Source organism: Peptoniphilus faecalis (genome assembly GCF_012976305.1).
In the GTDB taxonomy this organism is placed as follows: Bacteria; Bacillota; Clostridia; order Tissierellales; family Peptoniphilaceae; genus Peptoniphilus_A; species Peptoniphilus_A faecalis.
On the sequence record NZ_JABDSR010000003.1, the window covers coordinates 126743 to 149114 of the forward strand.

The following is a 22372-nucleotide window of genomic DNA, read 5'->3' on the forward strand; positions in this document are numbered from 1 at the left end:
TAGACATTTTGAAATTTACGCTTAATACAACTTTAAATGATTTTACGATTATCGAACAAAAAGAAACAACAAGAGGAACAAAAACAATTAATTAATTGGAGTTTAAAGTGCAGATAACAAGTTGTTGCAAAAAATGTCAATATAGACAAGTAGGCTGTCATAGCGAATGTGATAGCTATAAAGCTTATAAAGAACAAATAGAAGCTATCAACAAAAAAAGAGAAGATTATAACTTTAAAATGAGAATAGAACATAAAACATATAGGAAATATATATGAGGAGTTTAAAATGATAATTAATAATAATGAATTAAAACAAATGATAGATGTAGCAATGTTAGACAAAAATAGTTTGGAAACTGTAATAAATGTTAATGAAAAAGAAGTTGTATTCCTATTGGGGAATGACTTAATTTACAGAATACAAAAAACACAAAAGATAGATATCCCAGTTGGAGAGTATGCTATCGGTTCAGGTAATTTGGTAAAAATTATAAAAAGTTTACCAAATGAAATGAGTAACATTAATATAGAGAATCAACAACTGATAATTAGCGATTCAAGTGGAGATATTAACACAATTTTAACTACTGGAGTAAAAATAAATATACCTAAAATAGAGAGAACTATTGCAGAAATTGATGTAAAAGAGCTCATAGAAGCATTAAAAGAAACAGATAGCTTTAGAAGTAAAGACACAAACGCACCAATGCTTATGGGAGTATGTTTACGTTACGATCATTGTAGCAATGAATTGTCAGTTGCTGCTATGGATGGATATAGAGTATATGTGCGAAATATTGGCATAAAATGCAATGAAAAAGAAGATTTTGAATTAATTATTGATGATAAAACAGTAAAAAGATTAAAGAAAATTAAAGCAAAGCTAAAATTATGCATCAAAAAAGGTATATTAAGAACTGGGGAAAAATATTTTTTAACGACAAATAATATGATATTTTTAACGCCATTTATCGATGGAGAGTATTTCAATTATGAAAATGTATTTCACAATGCAAAAGAAAATTACAAAACAAGTTACAACAACAAAGAGATTAAGACATTCATTAAATATTTTGAAAAATGTAATAAATTATCAGAAAAGCGACCATTGATTGAAAGTTCTATAGAAAATTATAATCATAAATTAAGTTGTCAAGCGGGACTTGCAAACATTGAAAATAATAGTAAAAGTAAAGTAGAAAATAGGTTTACCATAGGATACAACGGGAAGTATATGTTAGAAGTTTTAAAATTATTTAATTACTCTGATAAAGTAGATGTACAAATGGAAGATGAAATTCACCCGATAATATTTACTGATAATATTAAGACAATTTTACTTTTACCAATACAAATAAAAAAATAAAACAAAAATTCAAAAATAATTGACAAGGGTAACGTGACAAAGTAAAATGATGTTTGAACAGATTTTTAAAAGAAAGGAGAACGAAATGAAATTGCGTGTTAGTTTTGATGTGGATATTCCTAATGAGAAACTAGAACAAGCACTATTAGTTATGGGGTATAGGTCATTAATAGACCATGCCCGTAACTATTTAAACAAGACAGTAACGGAAGTGTTTCACAGACAAGATAAGCAAGAAATATCCAATATTAAAATGAGTATTGTAAAGTTATAAGGGCGTAAGATGAAATATACAATAAAAAATGATGACATGGTGCAAGATTTCCTGGATTTTAATTGTAAAGTTAAAATAATATTTTATAAAAGTGGAAAAGTTGAAATGTATCCGTTAAATTACAAAATTGAAGAAGATAAAAAAATATTAAACATAATTAAAATAGCCAATATTAAAGATTATGGAGCAATAAAAGGACTCAAAATATATCAAGCTTTGCAAAATGAAATAATGATGAACAAAACAGATGAAGTGGAGGTCATTTTTAAATGAATGTGTTAGTAAATTATGATAGCTGGAAGTTGACAGATTGGAGAGAAGAGAGAGAGGAAACAATGAAAATAATGATAGATTATCATTTAGAGCAAAAAATGATTGAAGAAGTAAAAAAAATAAATATAGCAAATTATTTTAGAAATTTTAAAGATAATTTAATAAAACAATATCAGTTTAATAATTTAGAAATAGCTGAATTTAGCATTGTTGATGTTGAGGAAACAGAAGATTCTATGATATATACAATACAAGTAATATGGTCAAACATTGAAGAAATTGTATTAGATTCAGAAGAAGAAATTAAAGAATGTATACAAAAAGATATAAATAAATTGCTAGAAGATGATAGGACAATAATTGTGGATCATGAAATTGATTCAAAAGTAGAATATGAAGGAGTTTAGTTATGAAAATAAGAAAATGGAAATTATACACAGCAAATAATGAATTTATTGTAAATTTAAAAATATTTTTTAAATCAACACTTATAATAGCAGGAGTAACGATATTATTATTAACAATATTGTTAATGATCGCAATATATGGACATAATATATTTAATGTACTAATGCAAGTACTATAAATACACTAAAAAACACACAAATCAATTTTAAAACGCTTAAAGATATCACAATGACGTTTTTAATATTAAGGCACATTATTTATCTAATAAAAATTAAAAACGTAACCTAGAGGTATCCTCGATTGTTAAGATTGATATTTGAGTGGGAAAATGTTTTCAAAAGTGTATAACATTTTAGAGGAGTTCGAGTTGTTGAATGTGGAATGTAAAAAATAACACACTCTGGAGAGCAATAAAAGATTAAGTCATAAATAAATAAGCACTCAATATAGATCCATAGTAAACAAGAGTGTTTGTTTAATAAAAATAGATACCTAATCTAATATTGCATCTCCAAAAGAAGATGTTCACGTAATATTGTTGTGCAATACTACAATATTATTATAACATATAATTTCACAATTGGCGATGCAGAAGAGTTGTAGTTTATAACTGATTTAATCATTGGATATGGTATATAAAAATAATAAAGTAAATTTTACCATAAACAAAAAAATAATATGTGTTAAAGTATATTTTACTATCTTAAAAATAAAAATGAGTATAGAAAAATAACTTATAAATTATAGGAGAATAAAATGGAAAAGGAATATTATATAAATATACCAAGTCAAATAATAGAAAATAAGAATTTAAGTTCTAGTTCAAAATTGCTGTATGGAGAGTTAATAAGATTAAGTACAAAGGAGGGATATTGTTTTGCTAGCAATAAATATTTGGGAGAATTAGTCAATAAAAAAGAAAGAACAATACAAAAATTATTAAAAGAACTCAAAGAAAGTAATTTAATAAAAATATATATAGAGAATATAAACCAGAGGAAAATATATATTCAGAATTAGTTTTTTCTTATAATCTTTTTATTATATTCTTTTTATTATATCTTTTATATTATACTTTTATATTATATGGTGCAAATTTTTGCGTAACTTGACGCAAGAAAGTTCGTAACTTGACGCATAAAAATTCGTAACACTTATGTATATTTTTGCACCACCCTATGTATAAAAGTTCGTAACTAAGTTTACAATAAAGAAAGGAAAGTGAACAATGCACAAATGGATTGAAAGTGAATTATTTAATTTCATTTTAAACTATTATGAAAAAACAAAAAAATTGCCAAAAGTATTTTTATCTGGAGCAATTACTGAAAGAATTACCACCTATAAAAAATATTTTAGAGAAGCAGAACAACTATTTGAAGAAATAGGGGTGGAAGTATATAACCCAAGCGAGATTGACGTAAAAACACCATGGGACGACGCAATGGAAAAAACGATTTCAGAATTAAGTTCGTGTGATTTTATGTACATTTTAAAAAATTGGGAAAACTCAAAAGGTGTAAAAATAGAGATTGACAAGGCGAAAGAATTAAACATACCAGTATTTTGTCAATAGCAAAAAAAGTTTATGAATTTTTAAAAGAAAACGCTTGCATAAAATAAAAATTAGTGTTATTATAAGGACACAAAAGAAAAAGGAGTGATTAATATTAAACCACAATTTGAAACAAGATTCCTAGCAACGGGAACGCTTGACAAGGTAGAAAGAGTAGAATACGCCGATGGCACAAAGGAACTTTTAAAGCTGACTTTAAAAGCTGGAGAAGATTATTTCACATATACCATCTTTAACACAAAAAAAGAGCCACAGAGAGTAAGAGGTATGATGACAAAATTAAGAAAAGGTGATTTTCTTAAAGCAAGTGGCATAGTTTCAAACAACGAATATGAAGATAAAGAGGGGAATATAAGAAAAACACAAAATTATACAGCCTTTTACACAGAACATATTGACGAAATAGGATCTCCGAGAGTTTTTATAACTATTGCAGGCATATTGACTAAAAAAGTGGATAAAGAAGATTTAGGCGGTAAAGAAATTACCATCAGGGTTTTTGATGACTACAGAGAAGTTAATGATTTGTACACTATGTCTGTTGATGAAAAAATGGGAGATTTTTTTGAAGATGTCAACGAGGGCGACAATATTTCAGTAACAGCCGAATATATAAATAGAGCAGTTGCAGAAATAAAAACAGATAACATTAAGTCCTATGGAGCTAGTGTTGAGGGTATTGCTCCAGCAGGTATTGCAAGAAAATTCAAAAACAAAGTCAATGTCATTCAAGGATATATTCTTGCAGAAGAATCAGAAATTGACGAAGAAGAAACATTTTTCGAGATAGACAATGACGATATTCCATTTTAATGAGGAGGCTACATGGACAAAGTATTAACAGAAAAATATAATCGTGGCAGACGTTTAATAAAAGAATTAAATGAGGTTTTAGATAGGTATCAAAAATTACAATTCTATATAGATACAGATCAAGAAACAGACAAAGCAACAAAGATAGTTTTAGAAACACAAGCTCGCATAATGAGAGAATATATAAACATATTAACAAAAAGATTGGAAAACACAGAATATTAAAAAAAGGAGAAAAAAAGAATGAATAAAGCACAATTAATTAAAAATATCGCAGAAACAACAAAATTAAAGCCAGCAAAGGCAAAAGAAGCATTAGAAGCAACGCTTACTACTATTGGAGATGCACTAGCAAGTGGAGATAAAGTGAAAATTGTCGGATTTGGGACTTTTGAATCAAAACCAACAAAGGAAAGAATGGGAGTAAATCCACAAAATCCAACAGAAAAAATCGTCATTCCTGCAAGAAATAAGGTATCTTTTAAGCCAAGTAGTAACCTAAAAGAAATTATCAATGGATAAGGAGAACAAATGGATTTATTAAATATACAAAAGCGAAAGCCTATTGTGGATTTAAACCAATATAATTTTACAATATACGGCAGTGCGGGTGTTGGAAAGGCTCTTAGAAACGGCACACCAGTCCTAACAACAGAGGGCTGGATAGCCATTGAAGACCTCATTCCAAACAAAGATAAGGTTATTGGAAGTGACGGACAAGCCTATGATTTATTAGGTGTTTTCCCACAAGGTAAAAGACAGCTTTATAGAGTAAAGTTTTCAGATGGTGCTTGGGTTGATGCTGATGGAGACCATATTTGGACACACTATAGAAGAAAATATCCTGACACAAAAAACCCAAGAAAACCACTAACATTTGATTTAACAACAAAAGAACTAAAAGAAGATTTAGACCAAAACTACATGAAGACATCAACGTTCCCTACAATCGAGAACTATGATGGCATACACAAGCACTTGCCAATTCACCCATATTTATTGGGAGCACTTATTGCTGATGGATATTTGTCTGGGAATAATATTCAGTGGACTAAATCATACGAAAATGAGCCGAGAGTTTGTGCTTATGTGCACGGTCTAGTAGAATCTGATGAAATTAAAATGTCCATGAGAAAATCCAATAACACAAGAAATACAGATTGGGTTTCATGGCAACATTCAATAGCTACCAATAAAGGCTATGGACAGCATAATCAAATTAAAGATAGATTGGAAATGTTGGGATTGCTTAACAAAAAAAGCAAAGAAAAATTCATTCCAGAAATTTATAAATTAGCTACCAAAAAACAAAGACTAGCACTTATTAATGGACTGTTTGATGGTGATGGTACAGTTAGAACAGATAGACCAACTTGCAAATACGCAACAACGTCTAAACAACTTGCAAGCGATGTCCTAGAAGTGCTTTGGTCTTTAGGCATTAACGCTCATATAAAGTATATGAAAGGCGACAATTGTTATGCAGTCGTGATTTGGGATAAAGAATTTAACCCATTTAGATTTTCTACAAATAAAGAAAAAAGAGAATTAGCTGGCGTAAAGAGTTGGTCTAATAGAAGAAAAGTTGAATCTATTACAAAAGTAGACGTTGATGAAGCAACTTGTATATCAGTAGCGTCACCAGACAAGCTTTTTATCACAAAAGATTATATTGTAACTCATAATACATCGTTTTGTTCTTATTTCTTTGATGAACCATTATTCCTAGCTTGGGAGCAAGGACAAAATGCACTTGAAGCATATGTTCAAGATATGTACACTTGGAAAGACTTTTTAGAGTTTGTCAAAGAGCTTAAAAAAATTCACAAAGAGGGCAAAACTACACCATTTAAGAATGTAATAGTCGATACAGTCGACATTATGAGGACAAAATGCGAAGAATATGTGTGCCGAATGAATGGCTGGGATAGTCCCGCAGATGGTAATTATGGTGCTGGCTGGGCGGCAATTACAAGAGAATTTGAGAAGAGAATCGGAGAAGTTAGAGCTTGCGGTTTAAAAGTCCACTTTATAGCACATGACAAAGTACAAAGAATAGAACGAAAAGATATGGCTTATGACAAAATAACACTTCAATTAGGCTCAACCGCTATTAATGAAGTTATTAAAAAAGTAGATTTTATTCTTTATTTTGACAAAGAGTATGAAAAAAACAACGATGGAGATACAATAGCAAAAAGAGTTGTCAGATTTCATGGTGGAGAAAATTACGAAGCTAAAACAAGAATTTCAGGCTTCCCAGAATTTATATATGCAGGCAATAGTGCTAAAGAAACAGCTCAATTGGTCAAAAAGTTATTTGAAGAAAAAGCAGAAGCTCTATTAGAATATGATTCTCCTAGAGAGGAAGCAGAAAAAGAAGATACACCAGTCCAAGAAGAAAAAAAGCAGAGAAGTTCTGACATCAAGGAAATCGTTACCAAAAAAATGATTTCTGAATTAACGCAAATTGGGAAACAAAAATTAAAAGAAAAGAAAGCTACGCTAGATGATATTACAAAAATCATCAAGGAAAATACAAGTGTTGAGTTAATGAGTGAGATTAAAGATATTGAAGAATTTAACAAGGTAAAGGCACTTGTCGAAGCTCTTTAAATATGAAAAGTCATATTTTAATAAAGAACAATTTTTTATTCGCCCATTAACAATAACATTTTACAAAAATGATGAAAAAATTCTGAGGATAAGAGATGTAACTCATTTTTTATCCTTAGAAAATACATTATACCTATTTGGCGTTGGCTTTAAAGCAGAATCAGGAAAGTATATTGTAACAAAAGATGAGTTTGACTATTCAATATGTGAACTTAATTATGATTATAATTATCAGTTTTGTAAAAATCTAGTGAGAGATTTAAAAGTTGGTAGAACTGGCAAGCATTTAGGTAAGAGAATTGCAAAAACTTTTGATAATTATAGTATTGACTTTTTACCTTATAGATTTAGGGATTGGGTAGCATTTATCTTAAAGCATTACAATTATGAGAGATATTATTTAGAAGAGATTTTAGACTTAGATGAAACAAGTTCAAGCTATTTAACTATAACAATGAAACTAAAAGAAAGGAATACAATATGAATAAATACACTTATAAACAAGTAGCCAACATTCTTGGTATAGCTCCAAGTCAAGTTGGTTCAAAAGCAAGAAGGAAAGATTTCCCAGAAGAATTTAAGACAACTGTAACTAATGAACAAAATAGAGAAATACAAGCATTGACAGAAGAGGGCTTGCAACTCTTAAAGAATGAATATGGAATTACAGATAGTGGAGTAAATGAAGAAAATAAAACCCTACTTGGCAATTTAGAGCTTGTAAAACAAGGTAATTTCTTAGGCACTGTATGTGATTTTTATAAAGATGTAAGCAATAATATTTATATGACAAGGAGTCAAATAACAAAAGCATTGGAATATAGTTCCCCTAAAGGCATAATTTTACTCCACCAAAGAAACAGAAAGGTACTAGATAAAAATTCCGTTAGAATTTCAAATTTTAAACATATAACGAATAGCATAAATAACGGGAATAACGAGTTGCTACAAAATGTAGCAAACTTATCAAACGTTGAAAACAAGCCATCGCACAATCTACAACCTCATTCCGTTCTTTACAATGAAGATGGCATTTATGAAATAACATTTTTATCAAGACAACCTAAAGCGAATGAATTTAGAACATGGATAAGAGAAAGAATTAAAGAAATTAGAAAATATGGATTTACAACTCAAACTAATGAAGATGGAACACATAGTATACAAGCTATGGCAGATTTTCTCCATGGTGAAGAAGATAGTGTTGGTAAAAATGCTTTTATAGCTCTTGCAAAGTGGAAAATACAAGCAACGATTGAACTAAAAGAGCAAAAAGACATTATTTCCGCTCAAAATGAAGAAATCAAAAAGCAACAACCAAAAGTGAAATTTGCGGAACAAATATCTTGCTCAAATGACGTTATATCCGTCAACTCAATGGCAAAGCTATTACACAAAAATGGAATAAATATAGGACAAAATAGGTTATTTGCTTGGCTTAGAGAAAATAAGCTAGTTATGAGAATAAAAGAGAATCAGCAATGGAATAATATTCCAACTCAAATGGCTATTGACAAAAAGATACTTACTATTGAGGAAAAATCTTTTATCGACAAATGCGGAGTTAAGCGAATTAGCACAACAACAAAAGTAACACCAAAGGGACAATATTATCTTTTAAATAAATTTATTGGGAAAAGTGAGGTAGCCCAATGAGAAATGAAAAATTAAACGAAATACGAGTTATGCGTGGAGATGTCGTTATGGTCGATTTAGGCGAAAGGTTTGGCTGTGAACAAGATGGTATTAGACCAGCAGTGGTAATTCAAAATGATGTTGGAAATTATTGTGGAACAACAACTATTGTAGCTCCCTTGACAGCAGGCAAGAAAAACAATGTAAACTTGCCAGTTCACACAGTTGGCATACAACTTAAAAGAGATTCCATTGCACTATTAGAACAAATCATAGCAATAGATAAAAGAAGAGTTATTTGTATATTAGACCATTTAAGTGACGAACTTATGCAAGATATTAACGAAAAAATAAAGGTATCACTTGCAGTATGAATATTTTCCCGTTGGTGAGTGAAAAGAAACCAGCATATAATACTAGACGAGCGGCTCGTAGATATGTAAGAAGAGAAGTTAGCAGAAAATGCAGAAAAAGTATAGATGAGATTAATTCATGGCTAGATGAGGAGTCTTTTAAAAAGAAATATCATATGTATTTTATAAAAATCTATTTTGAATGGAGATATATTCTTAGGGGAAAGAGATTTAACTTTAATGATATGGTAGAACGAAATGATGAATATGAGTTTATCGAACTTTTAAATATTATTAAAGACGAATTAGGACTTCACTATTCAGAATTCCCATTTAAATTTGAAATTATAATAAATGAATTAAAGGAGAAAGTCATTGGCGACAGTAAACAACAACATAATAGCAGAAAGAATTGTTATATCTGGAGTAATGAATAATTTAGATTGGATAATAGATCTACAAAATCTTGAACCAGAACACTTTTATAACTCAACTCACAAAATTTTATTTTATTTACTAAAAAAGCTATATGAAACTTTTAAAGGTGATAAAGTTGATCCTTTTACACTTTTATCAATAGCAAAAAATGAAAACATAGAATTTGAAAAAGATATAGAAAACTCTGGTGGACTAGACTATTTACAGACATTATCAGAGCTTGGAACTGATTACAAAAAAGAAGATATATTGACACAAGCTGAAATTGTTACTAAATTATCCTTTTTTAGAGATATGCATAACGCCTTAGATAAAGAACTGGCTTATATTGAAAATGGAGATAATAAAACTAGAGAAGATGTAATTGATTCTTTGAGAAATAGCACAGACAAAACAATTTCAAAATATACTATTGCTGATAATTACAGATACATTGGAGATGTTTACGATGATGTGATGGAAAAAGTGAAACAAGATGTTAAAAATGGCGAAATAGGTATACCAACAAAAATAGAACCATTAAACAAATTTTACACCTATCGAAAGGGAGAACTTGTAGTATTGTGCGGCAGACCTAAACAAGGTAAAAGTGCCTTTGCCATTAACGAAGCTCACAATATGGCTGTGGTGCATGGAATACCTACTTTATATCTTGATACAGAAATGCCAACTAAAACATTTTTAATGAGGTTAATTTCTATTGACTCTGGAATACCATTACACGCACTAGAAACTTTTCAATACGAAGCAGACCCAATACAGTTTAAAAAATATAAAGAAAGCGAAGTTAGAATTAAAAAAGCTCCACTAATACACAAATACAGCACAAGGTGGACAACTAAAAAAGTTAGAAATGATGTAATATCTCTTGTTAGGCAAGAGGGCATACAAATGCTTGTATATGACTATATAAAAGTAAAAGAAGTTAATGAAAGCAAAAATAGAGAGCATAACGAATTAGGCAATTGGACTATTGCTCTAAAGGATTTAGCTGGAGAATTAAACATACCCGTACTGACATTAGCACAAACAAGTCCTTATGAAGTAAGGGTTGCCGATTCAGATAAGATTAATAGATATGCTTCTGTGATTGGATTTTTATTACCCTTATCAGAAGATGACAAAAATAGAATGAAGCAATGGGGTTATCCCAAAACAAAAGATTATATCTACATTAAATACAACAGAAATGGAGCATCAATGGAAGATGAAACGAAAGGTGTTTATTTAGAATTTAACAGACACAATGTAACCTTTAATGCAAGTAAATTCCAAGAAAATTTTGAAGATTTGGTGCTATGACAGATGTTAAGGAACTTTTAGAAAACTACGGAATAGACAAATTTCTTGCATATGTTGGTGCAGAACACATACGAAAAGTGGGAGATAGCTATAGGAGTTGTTGTCCAATTCATAAGGGCAATAATTCGTCTGCATTTTCTTATCACAACGGATATTTTACTTGTTTTAGTGAGTGCAACAGAAATTTCAGTGCAATAGATATAATCATGAATGTATTTCACATTTCCTATTCACAAGCAAAAAAAAGATTAGAAAAGATATTAGGTCAAGAAATTGATAGCACAGATGACAGTACAGACATGACTTTTGAACATTTAGCAAATAGACAGTTTATTTCAGATTATAAACGCATTAAGGGAGGCGAAAAATCCCATATAGTTGAAAATTTTATCTTTTTAAATACACAAGAATACAAAGAAATAACGCATGAATATTTGATAAATGAGGGTTTTAATGATGATACTAGAAAATTTTTTGATTTAAGGTTTTGTGAGAAAGGAATTATGAAAGATAGAATAATAATTCCAATAGACAATCCAGATGGAAAGATATTAGGCATTGCTGGTAGATCAATACATGATTTTAGATGGTTGGAATTAACTGGTGAGAGCAAATATTTTTTCTCAAAAGGCTTAAAAAAAAGTGCTACATTATACAACATAAGTAGAGCCGATATATACGACAATTTTATAATTGTAGTTGAGGGTTATAAATCTATTTGGCGATTACACGATTGGGGGTTTGATAATGCAGTTGCCCTTATGGGAGCACATTTAAGCGATAGGCAGGCACAATTGCTATTGCATCTAGATGTTCCCATATTGGTATCTGGAGATAATGACAAAGCTGGCAAGAGTTTGCAAAAAGAAGTTGTGACAAAATTAAGCAAATATGTACCAGTTGAACAATTCCCAATAGAAAAAATAGCAAAAAATGAAAGTGATTCAATAGCAGAAATAAAAAAGGAGGATTTTGCACATTGGACAAACAAACTAATGGGGAAATACCCATCGAGGATTCTGTTTTAGAATTTATTAAAAACAGAGAAACAGCTAAAGTAAGAGAAATTGATAGATATTTTAACTTGAGAAGTGAAAGAACAGTAAGAAGAATAGTAGAAAAGTTGAGAGAACGTGGAGAACCTATTTGCATGGGAAATAAAGGATATTACTATTCCATAGATCCATTAGAAATAGAACGAACTATCAACCAATTGTTGACACAAGCAAGCGGACAGCTTCGAACAGCTAAAAATTTAAAATTAACTAAAGAAAAAATAGAAACAACGGGTGAAATAAATGTCAAATGAAACATTCAATATCTATTTTGACAGTGGAAAAGTTATAAATTCTGAACAAGTAGACTTATGTGTTAAAGCAATTTTCAATACTTTAAAAAAAGAGCTTCCTCGAGAATTGCAAACTGACGGAATGGTGTATTTTTTACTCGAAGAAGCAAAAGATAAATTGAAAGTTAAAAACAGTAATTATATAAAGTGTCTTTCACTGGGAGAGAATTGGTATTAACATGATGACAAAAATATATAACAACTTATCATATTCACAGATAGAAACTTTTGAACAATGTCCTCAAAAATGGTCTTTTAGGTATATAGATAAGATATTATTTGAACAACAAAACATACATTTAGACTATGGATCTGCTGTTCACAAGGGTTTAGAGAATGCTTTTAGAGATTTAAAAGATAATCATAGTTTATCAGAAGAAAATTTACTTCAAACTGTCAACACTCTATCTTTTGATTATGCCTACGGCGATACAAAGGGCGAACTATACAAATATGCAATAGAAGATATGAAGCGATTAATTCATTATCAGGGGTTCTATGAAAAGATAAAAGACAAAGAAATTGTCGGCATTGAAGAAGAATTTAATTTAAAAATACCAACTATGTTTAGTGGTGAAAATATAGAAATTAACATAAAAGGCTATATTGACTTAATTTATAGAGATGATGACGGGAAATTGGTAGTCGTAGATCACAAGACATCAAAAAAGAAATTTGATAAAAATAAAAGAAGAAATAATTTACAAATACCAATCTATTTTTTAGCTATAAAAAACAAATATGGAGAATACCCAAAAGCAGGAATATATAATTTTACAAAATTAAATGACTATCAAGAGTCTTTGTTTGCAAGCAATATAACAATAGAACAACAAAAGTTAATGGATAAAAGAAGCCCTAAAGAAATATGGGCAAAAGATCCAAATAACACAGTAAAAGATATTATTCACACTTTTAAGGATATGAACAATGCAAAGTTAAGAACAACAACAAAACCAAGTCCATTATGTTATTGGTGTGATTATAATATTATTTGCTCTAATGCAAGTAGCTGGAAGCCAAAGGAGAAAAATGAAAATAGATATAAAACTACTGAAAAATACAATCTTGGAACTGATTAGCGATATAGCAACAGAAATGAACACACCACAATTTAAAGAATTAGATAGAAAGTCATTTACTGTTGGCAAGTTTGAAGGTGAATTATTAGGACTCTATAAAGTGTTTAATATTATTACCGATATGGAAGAATATCGAAATAAAAAAGAAGAATTAAACGAAATGGAGAAGCAATGATAGAATTAAGACAAGGACACAATATTGACGAATCTAAAATCGTAGGCATATTCTCAACAGAAGATGATTGTTATGCTGAAATGATAAACAGAGAAAAGTTTGACATACCTTATTTTAGGGTTTGGGGAACAGATATAATAAAAAAGGTAGATTATGGTAAACACACAAAATTTTATTTTATGGTGCAACTAGATAAGGCATAGGATAAGTCGCCTAAAAAAGAAAAACGCAACCTAGAGGCATCCTCGTTCGTGTGGTGCGATATTAGGGATAACGTTTGCATTAAAAAATGAAAGACTTATTTGCAAATAAAAATGAAAGGTTTTATGAAAACATGGAACAGAAAACATTAAATATTAATGAAATTGACTTTAGATGCCTAACTTTATGTGCTTTGCGATATGCACTTGGCAGAGAAACTTATATGCCAGCAGTTGTTATTAACATTATTGAAGATAATCTAGAAGTTCTCGGCGATAGTGTTTTAACACAAATAGCAGATGAAATTAGAGATTATGCAACAGATGAAAGCTCTTTAAACAATCAAGAGTTAGAGAGGTGGTTAATGTGCAGAACTACAATTTTAGAATATTTAGGTGAAAAGTATTGGATAACAAATACCAAACAATTTAACAAATAAAAAGAAAGTAGGAATGATAATTTGACAAGTTTGTTAGTAATTTACGATAGCTCTATATCTGACAAAGGTAGAGATCTTTATTTAAAGGGGATAAAGAAAGCTGTGCCTGATGTAAAGATCAAAGATGCAAAAGTGGGAATAGACGGAATACAATTTGATGCAGACAAAGTAATTGTATTAAGACCTATGAATTATAAGCATTATTGTTATTTTATGTATCAATTAAGGGCAAACTATCCAGAAAAAGACATTGAGGGAGTAGCAACTGGAAGCCTCACAATAACAGCCGAAGCACTTTTAGAAACTATTTATGATTATTACAACAGTAATATTGCAAATAAAACTGTTGTAGTAATAAATCAGTCGCCCACTGTTGGCATCCCTTTAGTCAAAGCTCTAATAGATTGTAGCTTAAATGTAATAAATTTAAACTCATCTTATCCTTGCATTGATAGTTTGTTGGCTAATACAAAAGTGGATATTTTAATTAGTGCAAGTGGAAACAAAAATTTTCAAATATCCGAAGCTTTAACGAGAGATATTGAAATGAAAATTGACTTATCTAATGACCTATTAGACACAGATAAAATAACATCAATACCAACAATAAGAGTTTTAGAAGATAGATTAACTTTTTGCGAGGTGGAAGATGAAATTGAACAACAATAAAAACAATAGTGTATTTATAACGATAGGAGCATCGAACCACGCTAAAGAAGAAAGAGAAATCCACGATTATTATGCAACAGAACCACAAGCAGTACAAATGTTAATGGAAATTGAAGATATAAAACCAATTGTATTAGAGCCTTGTGTAGGTGGTGGTCATATAGCAGAAGAATTAAAAGCTAAAGGGCATAAAGTCATATCATCTGATTTAATCGACAGAGGTTATGGAATTGGGAATAGGGATATATTCAACTATCATAATAAAAATGGAAAGCTCTATTACAAAGATGAACTAATTATTGATGGAGATTTTGACATTGTTACCAATCCACCATATAAACAAGCAAATGCCATGACAGAGCATATGTTAAATTTATTGAATGACAATTGTAAACTTATACAATTTCTCAAACTAACATTTTTAGAAAGTAAGGCAAGAAAAGAATTGTATAAAAAATATCCATTAAAAACATTGCACGTAAGTAGTAGCAGACTTATAACTTGCAAAAATGGAGATTTCGATAAATATCAATCAAGAGCTATTGCTTATGCTTGGTACGTTTGGCAAAAAGGATATAAGGGCGAGCCAACAATAAAATGGTTTAATTGAAAAAATATTATGGTGGAGGATATAGGCGATTAAAAAGGAATTTCAAGCTTAAAGCAATAAAGCTAAACTACGAAATTTTTGATAGCAATGCTAATGTCTATTCATCAAATGGTCGATGTGCAAAGTAAAAATTACAAAAGACTTTAAATAAAATGTGTAGTGACATATCAAAGGAATATGTTAAAAGTGATGACGATATCCCATTTTAAGGAGGAATAAAAATGAAAGTTAAAGATTTAATAATGGAATTGATTTATGTAAATCCTGATGCAGAGGTTAGATGTGTAACCTACAAAAATGCAAATGAAGATGCTGACGAATTTGCTTTAAATATAAGGAGTTTAGAAGATTATAAAGATAATGTTGATTTAGTCCTTGATAATTTAGACGTTGGCAGAGTTAACGAGGACAAAGTCTTCGAGATACTAAGAAATAAAGTCCTTGACTGGGCAAAGAATAAAAACTTGTTACACGAAGAAAACGCAGAAAAGCAATTTATGAAATTTATTGAAGAAGTTTTTGAATTTAGAGATGAGTGGATTTTGTATATAAATCAATGCAACAAACATAGCTACCCAGACAGTTATGTCGACATGGATATTACAAAATATAGACGAAAAATGGAATGTGAAATGGGAGATATTTTTGTGATACTTATCATACTATGTGACCAATTAAATTTAGATCCTATTAATTGCCTAGCTAGGGCTTACGAAAAAAATCAAAGATAGAAAAGGGAAAACAATAAACGGAGTATTTGTAAAAGAAGGAGATAGCAATGGATAAAGAAAAACTACGAGAAATATTAAGAAAGCATGAACTATGGCTTAATGGTGATGCAAAGGGAGAAAGAGCAGATTTAAGACGTGCAAATTTAAGCCGTGCAAATTTAAGATGTGCAATTTTAAGAGATGCAGATTTAGAACGTACAAATTTAGTGGATGCAGATTTAAAATATGCAAATTTAGAAAATGCAGATTTAAGCCGTGCAAATTTAAGATGTGCAACTTTAAAAGATGCAGATTTAGAAGGTGCAGATTTAGAAGGTGCAGATTTAAGATGTGCAAATTTAATAAATGCAGATTTAAGACGTGCAAATTTAACGAATGTAGAACTCAATTGGTGTAATACACAAAATATAATAGGGCAAAAAATTATAAGCGTTCAAGTAGATACAAGTAGAGAAAACAATCTAATAAGTTATTGGGTTGATTTAGATATTTGGACTACTGGTTGTTTTCAAGGTAGTTTAGACAAACTGAAGAGAAGTATTGAAGAAACGCATAAAGATAATGAGTTTTTGAGAAATAGATATTATCGTGTTATTGATTTTATATTAAATGAAGTTGAACAAGATAGATTAGTAGAAATGGAGGACTAAAGACAAATGGAAGCGGTAAATGTAAAAAAAAGAAAGAAATAAAGTGTGAGTTATACAGAGATAATTTTGAAGTTTTGATAGAATCTCATATCACAATTTAAATAATAAATAGTTGAGGCGAAAGAATGAACATAAAAAGAAAAAATCAGATAATACTAATCATTTGTACACTAACGCAACTTTTAAAAGAATTTAACTTTGGATTAGAAATATTTAAAGACGGGAGCATAGTTTTTGTAGATGGCAATACTGGAGATAGATACAAAATTAGTGCAAAAGATTTTCAAGATTTATATGACAAAACAGAGGTAGAGGAATGAATGAATTAATTAAAAAAAGTTGAAAATATAACTTATAGACTAAATGTAATTGCAGAACAATTTAGGGAATATTATTTCACTCTTGAAGAACTAAGAGAGATCGATAAGGGAATGGAGCAAAGAAGAATGAAGAAATTTAAAATATCTTTTGAATTTGAAGCAGATGACGATTGGTCTGAAGCAGATGTTAAAGAAATGGTTGAAAAAGTAATAGACCCTATATATCACTTAGGCGATGCAAGTATTGGAGAAATAAATGTGAAAGAAATAGAGGTGGAAGAATGACATTAGATAAAATTATTTATTTATCGTTTTTAGCTGGCAGAGTTCAAATTATTGTTTGTTGCATATTAGGTGTATTGATAGCAACAATGTGTGTTTATTTAATCATGGGTGCTTCTGAATATGGATATGGTGATAGGGCAACTTATTATTTTAAATGCGTGAGAAAATATGCAAAACTATCGTTGGTTACAGCTTTGTTGTTTGTAATTCTACCATCAAAGTGGGAAGTGTTAAGCATGAATATTACAAAGGGATATAAGGTTGAAGCTGTTTATCAAATGACAAAAGATGAACTAAGAGATAGTATAAACTACTTTGTAAATAGCTTAGAGAAAATGGAGAGTATGAAAAATGATTAAAGTAACAAGAGAAAACAAATACAAGGTTCTCAAACCAGAATTATTTAAAGATGGTGAAGTGCTGTTGGATAAATATCCTTTGTGGATAAACATGAATATGCACCCACATCATATATGCTTTGTTAAGGATTTTGGGGATAAAGATGATATAACTTATGGAACTTCAAATACCACTTGGTTAGGGTTCAACCCAGAAGCTAATGAACTCAAACTACATTGCACTTCTTATGGTGGCATGTGTGGATTTATATTTAGCGAAGAAGACTTAACAAGAAAAGATTTATCGTTATCAAAAAATGATATAGAATGTATGGAATTTACCATTAATCTTATTAAAGAATTAAAAGATAATGGAATTATCGAGGTGGCAAAATGAAAAAAACACTTAGTGATTAAGTATTTTGACACATACCCAGAAAATAAAATTTACTTCGACAGTAAAGAAAAAGCGGAGAAATTCCTTAAAGAAAAAAGAAAAGTTGATACAGGATATTTAACAGCCTATGAGTATAGGGGAGAAGTTGAAATAAATCCTTATGAATCAACAAAGTAGATGGGGTGATGAGATTGAAAGATTGTTATTGTCATACTTGCGACAAAGAATTTAATTCTCTAGGTATTGCAAGACATAGGGCTATGCACAGAGACAGGCAAGAGGATTGCAAGATAACCTACAAAGATGGAAAAACGCTTAAATATAAGTTTAGCCAGGTGGTGAAAAATTGAAAGCAAATAGGAGAACTGCCACAGGAATTTTAAGGGCATATTTTGTATTTAAAGCAGGGCAAAGATAGATTTTTGCACCGATTCAGGTGGCACGAACTAGACGAGCCAGAATCAATTTTAATAGATTGTTATTATATTCGAGGTATAAAGACTATAAACGAGGAAGACTTTTTGATGAATACAAATGGTCTATCATTTAACGCTATTGAACAGTATAAAGAAATTTTAAGAAAATTAAAGGAGATAGAAAAATGACAAATTATTATTTTAAAGAAAGCGGTTATTACAAAATTACGAAAAATATAATAAATCAGTTGGAAAAAATTAAGGAGTAACAAATGACATATGGTGACATTAGATGGTGAAAATAAAAAGATAGCTAGAAAATATTTCAATCGCATTGCTTTAAGTCGTGAAGATATGAAAAGGTATTATAACATTTCAGGTAAAACAACTCAATTAATCAAAAATCCTAATGTTAGTTCAATAAAAGTATCTAATGTTGAATTTGATGTCATAATGAATATTGTTAATAATCGTGAGAATCAACTATTTATGGTTGTAACAGACAGAACTATTAGTAGGGTTAAACAGTTAATTGACTTATTAGATATAAATCAATTAGCGAACATATTGGGGTTGGAAAAATCTTATATAGAACAACTCGTTAATCATCAGTTATCAATTATGAGAACAACTTGGAAGGAAAAAATTGATGATTTATACCAAGAGATGACAAGAGATATTACAGTACCTTTAGATGACCTTTGTCCAGAAGTTGATTTACAAAAAATTAACATGCAAGGTTATAGAAAAGCATTAGAAAGCAATAAAAAAGCATTTAAAGCATTAGAGATTGGAAAAACTTACCGAATATATCAAAAAAGATATTTAAGTCAAAGGATAGATAAAGAGTTAGTTTTTGAGGGAACGATAATAGAAGAATATAGCAAATATTATTTAGGCAAATATCATAATAGAAATGTAACATTTCTTAAAAATTTACTATATTTGCCAGATACCATTGTAGAAGAGGTAACAGATAATGAGTTTGCCACGATATAATAAACAAGCTCAAATTAGAAGTCTTATTAGAACTTATGACATTAGAACACCAGTAGAAAAAATGAAAGAGCAACAAGTGTTAGGTGATGGCTCAATTAGAATATTGCCACGTGATGTAACAAATCACATGATAGCTGGTGCAAAAGATACGATATGTATTTTTTATCTCGAAGATGGAAGTTTATTATTAATGGAAAAAGGGTTAGCAGAAGAAAGGCTAAAAGATGAATACGGAGAAATACTTGAACAAACAACAAATAAAAATTAAATTTACAGACAAAGAACTTTACAAAGATTTCAACTCAATCAAAGTGGGAGATTGGATAGATTTAAAAACAACGGACATGGTAACATTGCGAGAAGGGCAATTTAAAATGATTGATTTAGGAATTGCAATGGAATTGCCTAAAGGATACGAAGCGTGGATTGTGCCAAGAAGCTCCACATTTATGAAATATGGTATTTTACAAGCCAATAGCATCGCTATAATAGACAACCTATTTCGTGGAGATTCAGATTGTTGGAAATTTCTAGTGTTAGCAACAAGAAAGGTAACTATACCAAAAGGAACAAGGATATGCCAGTTTAGAATTATGGAGAATCAACCACAAATTGAATTTCAAGTTGTAGATAATTTAAAGAACGCAAATCGTGGCGGTATAGGAAGTACGGGTGAAAAATGAAAAAACTTTATGGAATTGAATATGACAATGGCGAACCATGGGAAGATGGATACAATTGTGCTTTAGATATTTTATTTAAAAGCGAAAAGGAAGCAATAGATTATATCAAGAATATAACAATAACTATAGCAAGTGATGATTATGATGATGGTGTTGCTCCATATGGGAAAACATTAAAATTTAATAAAAAAGACGAAACAAGTAAGGGAGAAACACGTTACTACCTAGAAAAAGATCCTGATGCAAATAAGTATTATGGGCATACAGAAAATGGGTTCTATAAAGTATTAGAGTTTAAATTACAAGATTAAATATAAAAAAGGAGGAGAATATATGGAAAACAACAACAGATTAATTTTTATTTGCTTAATAAAAGCATTATCTATTTTAGCAACTTTGTCGGGTTTTGCTTTTTTACTATCAGACTTACTCTTTGGCGATATTGTTATATTTAGACTTATAATGTGGTCAATAGAAATGACCATAGGATCATTTGTGTATTTTTACATTGATGCTAATGACGCCGAAGAGGAGTAAAACATGGAAGCCTATTACACACCTCTCCATGTTCACACTTCACGAGGTTCATTATTGGATAGCACCAATACTCCTAAATCTTTAGTAGAAAGAGCAAAAACATTAGGACTAAAAGCATTAGCTATCACAGATCATGGCTATTGCTCAAATCACGTAGACTTCTATAAAGAGTGTATAGCTAACGGCATTAAGCCTATTTTGGGTATGGAGGGTTATATCGCCAAAGATATGACTATAAAAGAAAAAGAACAAGGCTTTTATCACGTTATTCTTTTAGCGAAAAATAACACAGGATATAAAAACTTACTAAAGATATCTTCATTAGGACACACTAAAGGTTTCTATTACAAACCTAGAGTTGACTTAAAGACCATTAGAGAGCTCAATCTTGGTGAGGGCATAGTTGCTACATCAGCGTGTGTGGGTGGACAAGTGCCTCAAATGATATTAAACAACTATTTCGTGGATAGTATAACGGATAAAATTCAAGAGTATAAAGACACTTTTGAAGATTTTTATTTAGAATTACAACCGACCAATACACCTGATAACGAGCAAACAAGAACACAACATTATGTAAATTATCAAATATATTGTTTAGCACAACATACAAAAACAAAAATGGTGGCAACTTCGGATTGCCACTTTACCAACAAAGAAGATTTTGATTTACACAATGTATTCATTCAAATATCACAAGATAGAGATAATGAAGCCTATGAAAACTGTTGGCTAAAATCCTATGATGAAATGTTAAATGGAAACTATTTTGGTGAATACAAAACTATACCAAAAGAAGAAAAACGTCAAATAGAGGCAATCTTGAACGTTACAAAGGATGTTGCAAACGATTGCACTGTAAAGTTGGAAATGGGTAAATCCTATATTCCCTCCGCAGAAATACCAAATGGTAGAACAAAAGAAAGCCAAATACTGGAATTGATTATAAAGGGATGCAAAAAAAGAGGATTTGACAAATTTGATAAAGAAAAAAAAGAACTCTATTGGAATAGAATTAAAACAGAGTTTGAAGTCTTAAAAGCTAAAGGATTTATAGATTATTTCTTGTTAGAATATAACATTATCCACACAGCAAGAAAAAAAGGAATAATCATATCTCCAACAGCCAGAGGTTCTGGAGCAGGATCGTTAATATGCTACGTATTAGAACTAACACACGTTGATCCAATAAAATATAATCTATTGTTTGAAAGATTTCTCACAATAGAAAAAAAGGGTCTACCAGATTAAGATATTAGTCGAGCTGACTATAAAAAGGGATAAAAGTCAGTGTTAATTTTCGTGAACCACATAACAAAGTGGGTGTGTGAATGCTATTTATTATAGGCAGGAAAGTAGTATTCATGCTAACGGGGAAACTCTAAAGAGCAATCTATGACAATCCCGTGCCAAGTTAAATAGAAGTGTTTATATTG

At 30.1% G+C, this 22372-nt stretch carries 41 protein-coding genes; all 41 read left to right on the forward strand.

Annotated elements, in window-relative coordinates; translation table 11 throughout:
- Window positions 1–288 precede the first annotated feature (288 nt).
- Window positions 289–1368 (forward strand): DNA polymerase III subunit beta family protein, encoded by a 1080-nt coding sequence (locus tag HKO22_RS03000; protein WP_169968442.1) that lies wholly within the window; start codon window positions 289–291, stop codon window positions 1366–1368.
- A gap of 85 nt (window positions 1369–1453) precedes the next feature.
- Window positions 1454–1642, forward strand: a complete 189-nt coding sequence (locus HKO22_RS03005) for a hypothetical protein (protein WP_169968444.1) — start codon at window positions 1454–1456, stop codon at window positions 1640–1642.
- Window positions 1643–1651: 9 nt separating this feature from the next.
- A complete protein-coding gene (locus HKO22_RS03010; RefSeq protein WP_169968445.1) occupies window positions 1652–1915 on the forward strand; it encodes a hypothetical protein in 264 nt (87 codons plus the stop codon).
- Window positions 1912–2322, forward strand: a complete 411-nt coding sequence (locus tag HKO22_RS03015) for a hypothetical protein (RefSeq protein ID WP_169968447.1) — start codon at window positions 1912–1914, stop codon at window positions 2320–2322. Before HKO22_RS03010 ends, HKO22_RS03015 begins: the two co-directional genes overlap by 4 nt.
- Window positions 2323–2324: 2 nt before the next feature.
- Window positions 2325–2501 (forward strand): hypothetical protein, encoded by a 177-nt coding sequence (locus HKO22_RS03020; RefSeq protein WP_169968449.1) that lies wholly within the window; start codon window positions 2325–2327, stop codon window positions 2499–2501.
- A 578-nt stretch (window positions 2502–3079) separates the two neighbouring features.
- Window positions 3080–3343: a helix-turn-helix domain-containing protein gene (locus HKO22_RS03025; protein WP_169968451.1), complete on the forward strand. Its 264-nt coding sequence runs from the start codon at window positions 3080–3082 to the stop codon at window positions 3341–3343.
- A 208-nt stretch (window positions 3344–3551) separates the two neighbouring features.
- Window positions 3552–3899 (forward strand): DUF4406 domain-containing protein, encoded by a 348-nt coding sequence (locus HKO22_RS03030; protein WP_169968453.1) that lies wholly within the window; start codon window positions 3552–3554, stop codon window positions 3897–3899.
- A gap of 84 nt (window positions 3900–3983) precedes the next feature.
- Entirely contained in the window at window positions 3984–4712 is a 729-nt protein-coding gene (locus HKO22_RS03035) for a hypothetical protein (protein ID WP_169968455.1), read from the forward strand.
- A 12-nt stretch (window positions 4713–4724) separates the two neighbouring features.
- A complete protein-coding gene (locus HKO22_RS03040) occupies window positions 4725–4937 on the forward strand; it encodes a crAss001_48 related protein (protein ID WP_169968457.1) in 213 nt (70 codons plus the stop codon).
- 18 nt (window positions 4938–4955) lie between these two features.
- A complete protein-coding gene (locus tag HKO22_RS03045; protein WP_169968458.1) occupies window positions 4956–5234 on the forward strand; it encodes an HU family DNA-binding protein in 279 nt (92 codons plus the stop codon).
- 9 nt (window positions 5235–5243) lie between these two features.
- Window positions 5244–7328, forward strand: coding sequence for an AAA family ATPase (locus HKO22_RS03050; protein WP_169968460.1), 2085 nt, complete (start codon window positions 5244–5246; stop codon window positions 7326–7328).
- Window positions 7312–7812 (forward strand): hypothetical protein, encoded by a 501-nt coding sequence (locus HKO22_RS03055; protein WP_169968462.1) that lies wholly within the window; start codon window positions 7312–7314, stop codon window positions 7810–7812. The genes HKO22_RS03050 and HKO22_RS03055 overlap by 17 nt, the downstream gene beginning before the upstream one ends.
- Window positions 7809–8984: a phage antirepressor KilAC domain-containing protein gene (locus tag HKO22_RS03060; RefSeq protein ID WP_169968464.1), complete on the forward strand. Its 1176-nt coding sequence runs from the start codon at window positions 7809–7811 to the stop codon at window positions 8982–8984. Before HKO22_RS03055 ends, HKO22_RS03060 begins: the two co-directional genes overlap by 4 nt.
- Window positions 8981–9337 carry a type II toxin-antitoxin system PemK/MazF family toxin gene (locus HKO22_RS03065; protein ID WP_235932805.1) on the forward strand — a complete coding sequence of 119 codons (357 nt, stop codon included), beginning with the start codon at window positions 8981–8983 and terminating at the stop codon, window positions 9335–9337. Before HKO22_RS03060 ends, HKO22_RS03065 begins: the two co-directional genes overlap by 4 nt.
- On the forward strand, window positions 9334–9753 hold the full coding sequence (locus HKO22_RS03070; RefSeq protein ID WP_169968466.1) for a hypothetical protein: 420 nt from the start codon (window positions 9334–9336) through the stop codon (window positions 9751–9753). The genes HKO22_RS03065 and HKO22_RS03070 overlap by 4 nt, the downstream gene beginning before the upstream one ends.
- Entirely contained in the window at window positions 9692–11056 is a 1365-nt protein-coding gene (locus HKO22_RS03075; RefSeq protein ID WP_169968468.1) for a DnaB-like helicase C-terminal domain-containing protein, read from the forward strand. Before HKO22_RS03070 ends, HKO22_RS03075 begins: the two co-directional genes overlap by 62 nt.
- Window positions 11053–12084, forward strand: a complete 1032-nt coding sequence (locus HKO22_RS03080; RefSeq protein ID WP_169968470.1) for a CHC2 zinc finger domain-containing protein — start codon at window positions 11053–11055, stop codon at window positions 12082–12084. Before HKO22_RS03075 ends, HKO22_RS03080 begins: the two co-directional genes overlap by 4 nt.
- Window positions 12036–12365 (forward strand): HTH domain-containing protein, encoded by a 330-nt coding sequence (locus tag HKO22_RS03085; RefSeq protein WP_169968471.1) that lies wholly within the window; start codon window positions 12036–12038, stop codon window positions 12363–12365. The genes HKO22_RS03080 and HKO22_RS03085 overlap by 49 nt, the downstream gene beginning before the upstream one ends.
- Entirely contained in the window at window positions 12355–12582 is a 228-nt protein-coding gene (locus HKO22_RS03090) for a hypothetical protein (protein ID WP_169968473.1), read from the forward strand. The genes HKO22_RS03085 and HKO22_RS03090 overlap by 11 nt, the downstream gene beginning before the upstream one ends.
- A 1-nt stretch (window position 12583) precedes the next feature.
- Window positions 12584–13486, forward strand: coding sequence for a RecB family exonuclease (locus tag HKO22_RS03095; RefSeq protein WP_169968475.1), 903 nt, complete (start codon window positions 12584–12586; stop codon window positions 13484–13486).
- Window positions 13437–13661 (forward strand): hypothetical protein, encoded by a 225-nt coding sequence (locus HKO22_RS03100; protein WP_169968477.1) that lies wholly within the window; start codon window positions 13437–13439, stop codon window positions 13659–13661. The genes HKO22_RS03095 and HKO22_RS03100 overlap by 50 nt, the downstream gene beginning before the upstream one ends.
- Entirely contained in the window at window positions 13658–13864 is a 207-nt protein-coding gene (locus HKO22_RS03105; RefSeq protein ID WP_169968478.1) for a hypothetical protein, read from the forward strand. The genes HKO22_RS03100 and HKO22_RS03105 overlap by 4 nt, the downstream gene beginning before the upstream one ends.
- 86 nt (window positions 13865–13950) lie before the next feature.
- On the forward strand, window positions 13951–14301 hold the full coding sequence (locus HKO22_RS03110) for a hypothetical protein (protein WP_169968479.1): 351 nt from the start codon (window positions 13951–13953) through the stop codon (window positions 14299–14301).
- Window positions 14302–14322: 21 nt separating this feature from the next.
- Window positions 14323–14970, forward strand: coding sequence for a Rossmann-fold NAD(P)-binding domain-containing protein (locus tag HKO22_RS03115; protein ID WP_169968480.1), 648 nt, complete (start codon window positions 14323–14325; stop codon window positions 14968–14970).
- Window positions 14951–15580, forward strand: a complete 630-nt coding sequence (locus HKO22_RS03120; RefSeq protein ID WP_169968481.1) for a class I SAM-dependent methyltransferase — start codon at window positions 14951–14953, stop codon at window positions 15578–15580. Before HKO22_RS03115 ends, HKO22_RS03120 begins: the two co-directional genes overlap by 20 nt.
- Window positions 15577–15708 carry a hypothetical protein gene (locus HKO22_RS10965; RefSeq protein WP_268935703.1) on the forward strand — a complete coding sequence of 44 codons (132 nt, stop codon included), beginning with the start codon at window positions 15577–15579 and terminating at the stop codon, window positions 15706–15708. Before HKO22_RS03120 ends, HKO22_RS10965 begins: the two co-directional genes overlap by 4 nt.
- 93 nt (window positions 15709–15801) lie before the next feature.
- Window positions 15802–16311: a nucleoside triphosphate pyrophosphohydrolase family protein gene (locus HKO22_RS10800; RefSeq protein ID WP_235932806.1), complete on the forward strand. Its 510-nt coding sequence runs from the start codon at window positions 15802–15804 to the stop codon at window positions 16309–16311.
- Between the two features lie 47 nt (window positions 16312–16358).
- Window positions 16359–16961, forward strand: coding sequence for a pentapeptide repeat-containing protein (locus tag HKO22_RS11205; protein ID WP_169968483.1), 603 nt, complete (start codon window positions 16359–16361; stop codon window positions 16959–16961).
- Window positions 16962–17086: 125 nt separating this feature from the next.
- Window positions 17087–17281, forward strand: a complete 195-nt coding sequence (locus tag HKO22_RS03135; RefSeq protein ID WP_169968485.1) for a hypothetical protein — start codon at window positions 17087–17089, stop codon at window positions 17279–17281.
- A 126-nt stretch (window positions 17282–17407) separates the two neighbouring features.
- Entirely contained in the window at window positions 17408–17566 is a 159-nt protein-coding gene (locus HKO22_RS03140; protein ID WP_169968487.1) for a hypothetical protein, read from the forward strand.
- Window positions 17563–17925, forward strand: a complete 363-nt coding sequence (locus tag HKO22_RS03145) for a hypothetical protein (protein WP_169968489.1) — start codon at window positions 17563–17565, stop codon at window positions 17923–17925. The genes HKO22_RS03140 and HKO22_RS03145 overlap by 4 nt, the downstream gene beginning before the upstream one ends.
- Window positions 17918–18301, forward strand: coding sequence for a hypothetical protein (locus tag HKO22_RS03150; RefSeq protein ID WP_169968491.1), 384 nt, complete (start codon window positions 17918–17920; stop codon window positions 18299–18301). The genes HKO22_RS03145 and HKO22_RS03150 overlap by 8 nt, the downstream gene beginning before the upstream one ends.
- A 12-nt stretch (window positions 18302–18313) precedes the next feature.
- Window positions 18314–18478 carry a hypothetical protein gene (locus HKO22_RS03155; protein ID WP_169968493.1) on the forward strand — a complete coding sequence of 55 codons (165 nt, stop codon included), beginning with the start codon at window positions 18314–18316 and terminating at the stop codon, window positions 18476–18478.
- Window positions 18479–18492: 14 nt separating this feature from the next.
- Entirely contained in the window at window positions 18493–18651 is a 159-nt protein-coding gene (locus HKO22_RS03160; RefSeq protein WP_169968495.1) for a hypothetical protein, read from the forward strand.
- A 42-nt stretch (window positions 18652–18693) separates the two neighbouring features.
- Entirely contained in the window at window positions 18694–18906 is a 213-nt protein-coding gene (locus HKO22_RS03165; protein WP_169968497.1) for a hypothetical protein, read from the forward strand.
- 90 nt (window positions 18907–18996) lie between these two features.
- The gene (locus tag HKO22_RS03170; RefSeq protein WP_169968500.1) at window positions 18997–19716 is read left to right on the forward strand and encodes a hypothetical protein; all 720 of its coding nucleotides are present in this window, start codon (window positions 18997–18999) and stop codon (window positions 19714–19716) included.
- On the forward strand, window positions 19697–19984 hold the full coding sequence (locus tag HKO22_RS03175; protein WP_169968502.1) for a hypothetical protein: 288 nt from the start codon (window positions 19697–19699) through the stop codon (window positions 19982–19984). The genes HKO22_RS03170 and HKO22_RS03175 overlap by 20 nt, the downstream gene beginning before the upstream one ends.
- Window positions 19959–20399, forward strand: coding sequence for a dUTP diphosphatase (locus HKO22_RS03180; RefSeq protein WP_235932807.1), 441 nt, complete (start codon window positions 19959–19961; stop codon window positions 20397–20399). The genes HKO22_RS03175 and HKO22_RS03180 overlap by 26 nt, the downstream gene beginning before the upstream one ends.
- A complete protein-coding gene (locus HKO22_RS03185; protein ID WP_169968505.1) occupies window positions 20396–20710 on the forward strand; it encodes a hypothetical protein in 315 nt (104 codons plus the stop codon). The genes HKO22_RS03180 and HKO22_RS03185 overlap by 4 nt, the downstream gene beginning before the upstream one ends.
- Window positions 20711–20732: 22 nt before the next feature.
- Window positions 20733–20936, forward strand: coding sequence for a hypothetical protein (locus HKO22_RS03190; RefSeq protein WP_169968507.1), 204 nt, complete (start codon window positions 20733–20735; stop codon window positions 20934–20936).
- 3 nt (window positions 20937–20939) lie between these two features.
- Window positions 20940–22187, forward strand: a complete 1248-nt coding sequence (locus tag HKO22_RS03195) for a PHP domain-containing protein (RefSeq protein WP_169968509.1) — start codon at window positions 20940–20942, stop codon at window positions 22185–22187.
- The last annotated feature ends 185 nt before the right edge of the window (window positions 22188–22372 follow it).

Excerpts from the sequence above, each read along its gene's own strand:
- HKO22_RS03000 (WP_169968442.1), top strand. The coding sequence starts at position 289 with ATGATAATTAATAATAATGAATTAAAACAAATGATAGATGTAGCAATG.
- HKO22_RS03005 (WP_169968444.1), top strand. The coding sequence starts at position 1,454 with ATGAAATTGCGTGTTAGTTTTGATGTGGATATTCCTAATGAGAAACTA.
- HKO22_RS03010 (WP_169968445.1), top strand. The coding sequence starts at position 1,652 with ATGAAATATACAATAAAAAATGATGACATGGTGCAAGATTTCCTGGAT.
- HKO22_RS03015 (WP_169968447.1), top strand. The coding sequence starts at position 1,912 with ATGAATGTGTTAGTAAATTATGATAGCTGGAAGTTGACAGATTGGAGA.
- HKO22_RS03020 (WP_169968449.1), top strand. The coding sequence starts at position 2,325 with ATGAAAATAAGAAAATGGAAATTATACACAGCAAATAATGAATTTATT.
- HKO22_RS03025 (WP_169968451.1), top strand. The coding sequence starts at position 3,080 with ATGGAAAAGGAATATTATATAAATATACCAAGTCAAATAATAGAAAAT.
- HKO22_RS03030 (WP_169968453.1), top strand. The coding sequence starts at position 3,552 with ATGCACAAATGGATTGAAAGTGAATTATTTAATTTCATTTTAAACTAT.
- HKO22_RS03040 (WP_169968457.1), top strand. The coding sequence starts at position 4,725 with ATGGACAAAGTATTAACAGAAAAATATAATCGTGGCAGACGTTTAATA.
- HKO22_RS03045 (WP_169968458.1), top strand. The coding sequence starts at position 4,956 with ATGAATAAAGCACAATTAATTAAAAATATCGCAGAAACAACAAAATTA.
- HKO22_RS03050 (WP_169968460.1), top strand. The coding sequence starts at position 5,244 with ATGGATTTATTAAATATACAAAAGCGAAAGCCTATTGTGGATTTAAAC.
- HKO22_RS03060 (WP_169968464.1), top strand. The coding sequence starts at position 7,809 with ATGAATAAATACACTTATAAACAAGTAGCCAACATTCTTGGTATAGCT.
- HKO22_RS03065 (WP_235932805.1), top strand. The coding sequence starts at position 8,981 with ATGAGAAATGAAAAATTAAACGAAATACGAGTTATGCGTGGAGATGTC.
- HKO22_RS03070 (WP_169968466.1), top strand. The coding sequence starts at position 9,334 with ATGAATATTTTCCCGTTGGTGAGTGAAAAGAAACCAGCATATAATACT.
- HKO22_RS03080 (WP_169968470.1), top strand. The coding sequence starts at position 11,053 with ATGACAGATGTTAAGGAACTTTTAGAAAACTACGGAATAGACAAATTT.
- HKO22_RS03090 (WP_169968473.1), top strand. The coding sequence starts at position 12,355 with ATGTCAAATGAAACATTCAATATCTATTTTGACAGTGGAAAAGTTATA.
- HKO22_RS03095 (WP_169968475.1), top strand. The coding sequence starts at position 12,584 with ATGATGACAAAAATATATAACAACTTATCATATTCACAGATAGAAACT.
- HKO22_RS03100 (WP_169968477.1), top strand. The coding sequence starts at position 13,437 with ATGAAAATAGATATAAAACTACTGAAAAATACAATCTTGGAACTGATT.
- HKO22_RS03105 (WP_169968478.1), top strand. The coding sequence starts at position 13,658 with ATGATAGAATTAAGACAAGGACACAATATTGACGAATCTAAAATCGTA.
- HKO22_RS03110 (WP_169968479.1), top strand. The coding sequence starts at position 13,951 with ATGAAAGACTTATTTGCAAATAAAAATGAAAGGTTTTATGAAAACATG.
- HKO22_RS03120 (WP_169968481.1), top strand. The coding sequence starts at position 14,951 with ATGAAATTGAACAACAATAAAAACAATAGTGTATTTATAACGATAGGA.
- HKO22_RS10800 (WP_235932806.1), top strand. The coding sequence starts at position 15,802 with ATGAAAGTTAAAGATTTAATAATGGAATTGATTTATGTAAATCCTGAT.
- HKO22_RS11205 (WP_169968483.1), top strand. The coding sequence starts at position 16,359 with ATGGATAAAGAAAAACTACGAGAAATATTAAGAAAGCATGAACTATGG.
- HKO22_RS03135 (WP_169968485.1), top strand. The coding sequence starts at position 17,087 with ATGAACATAAAAAGAAAAAATCAGATAATACTAATCATTTGTACACTA.
- HKO22_RS03140 (WP_169968487.1), top strand. The coding sequence starts at position 17,408 with ATGAAGAAATTTAAAATATCTTTTGAATTTGAAGCAGATGACGATTGG.
- HKO22_RS03145 (WP_169968489.1), top strand. The coding sequence starts at position 17,563 with ATGACATTAGATAAAATTATTTATTTATCGTTTTTAGCTGGCAGAGTT.
- HKO22_RS03150 (WP_169968491.1), top strand. The coding sequence starts at position 17,918 with ATGATTAAAGTAACAAGAGAAAACAAATACAAGGTTCTCAAACCAGAA.
- HKO22_RS03170 (WP_169968500.1), top strand. The coding sequence starts at position 18,997 with ATGGTGACATTAGATGGTGAAAATAAAAAGATAGCTAGAAAATATTTC.
- HKO22_RS03175 (WP_169968502.1), top strand. The coding sequence starts at position 19,697 with ATGAGTTTGCCACGATATAATAAACAAGCTCAAATTAGAAGTCTTATT.
- HKO22_RS03185 (WP_169968505.1), top strand. The coding sequence starts at position 20,396 with ATGAAAAAACTTTATGGAATTGAATATGACAATGGCGAACCATGGGAA.
- HKO22_RS03190 (WP_169968507.1), top strand. The coding sequence starts at position 20,733 with ATGGAAAACAACAACAGATTAATTTTTATTTGCTTAATAAAAGCATTA.
- HKO22_RS03195 (WP_169968509.1), top strand. The coding sequence starts at position 20,940 with ATGGAAGCCTATTACACACCTCTCCATGTTCACACTTCACGAGGTTCA.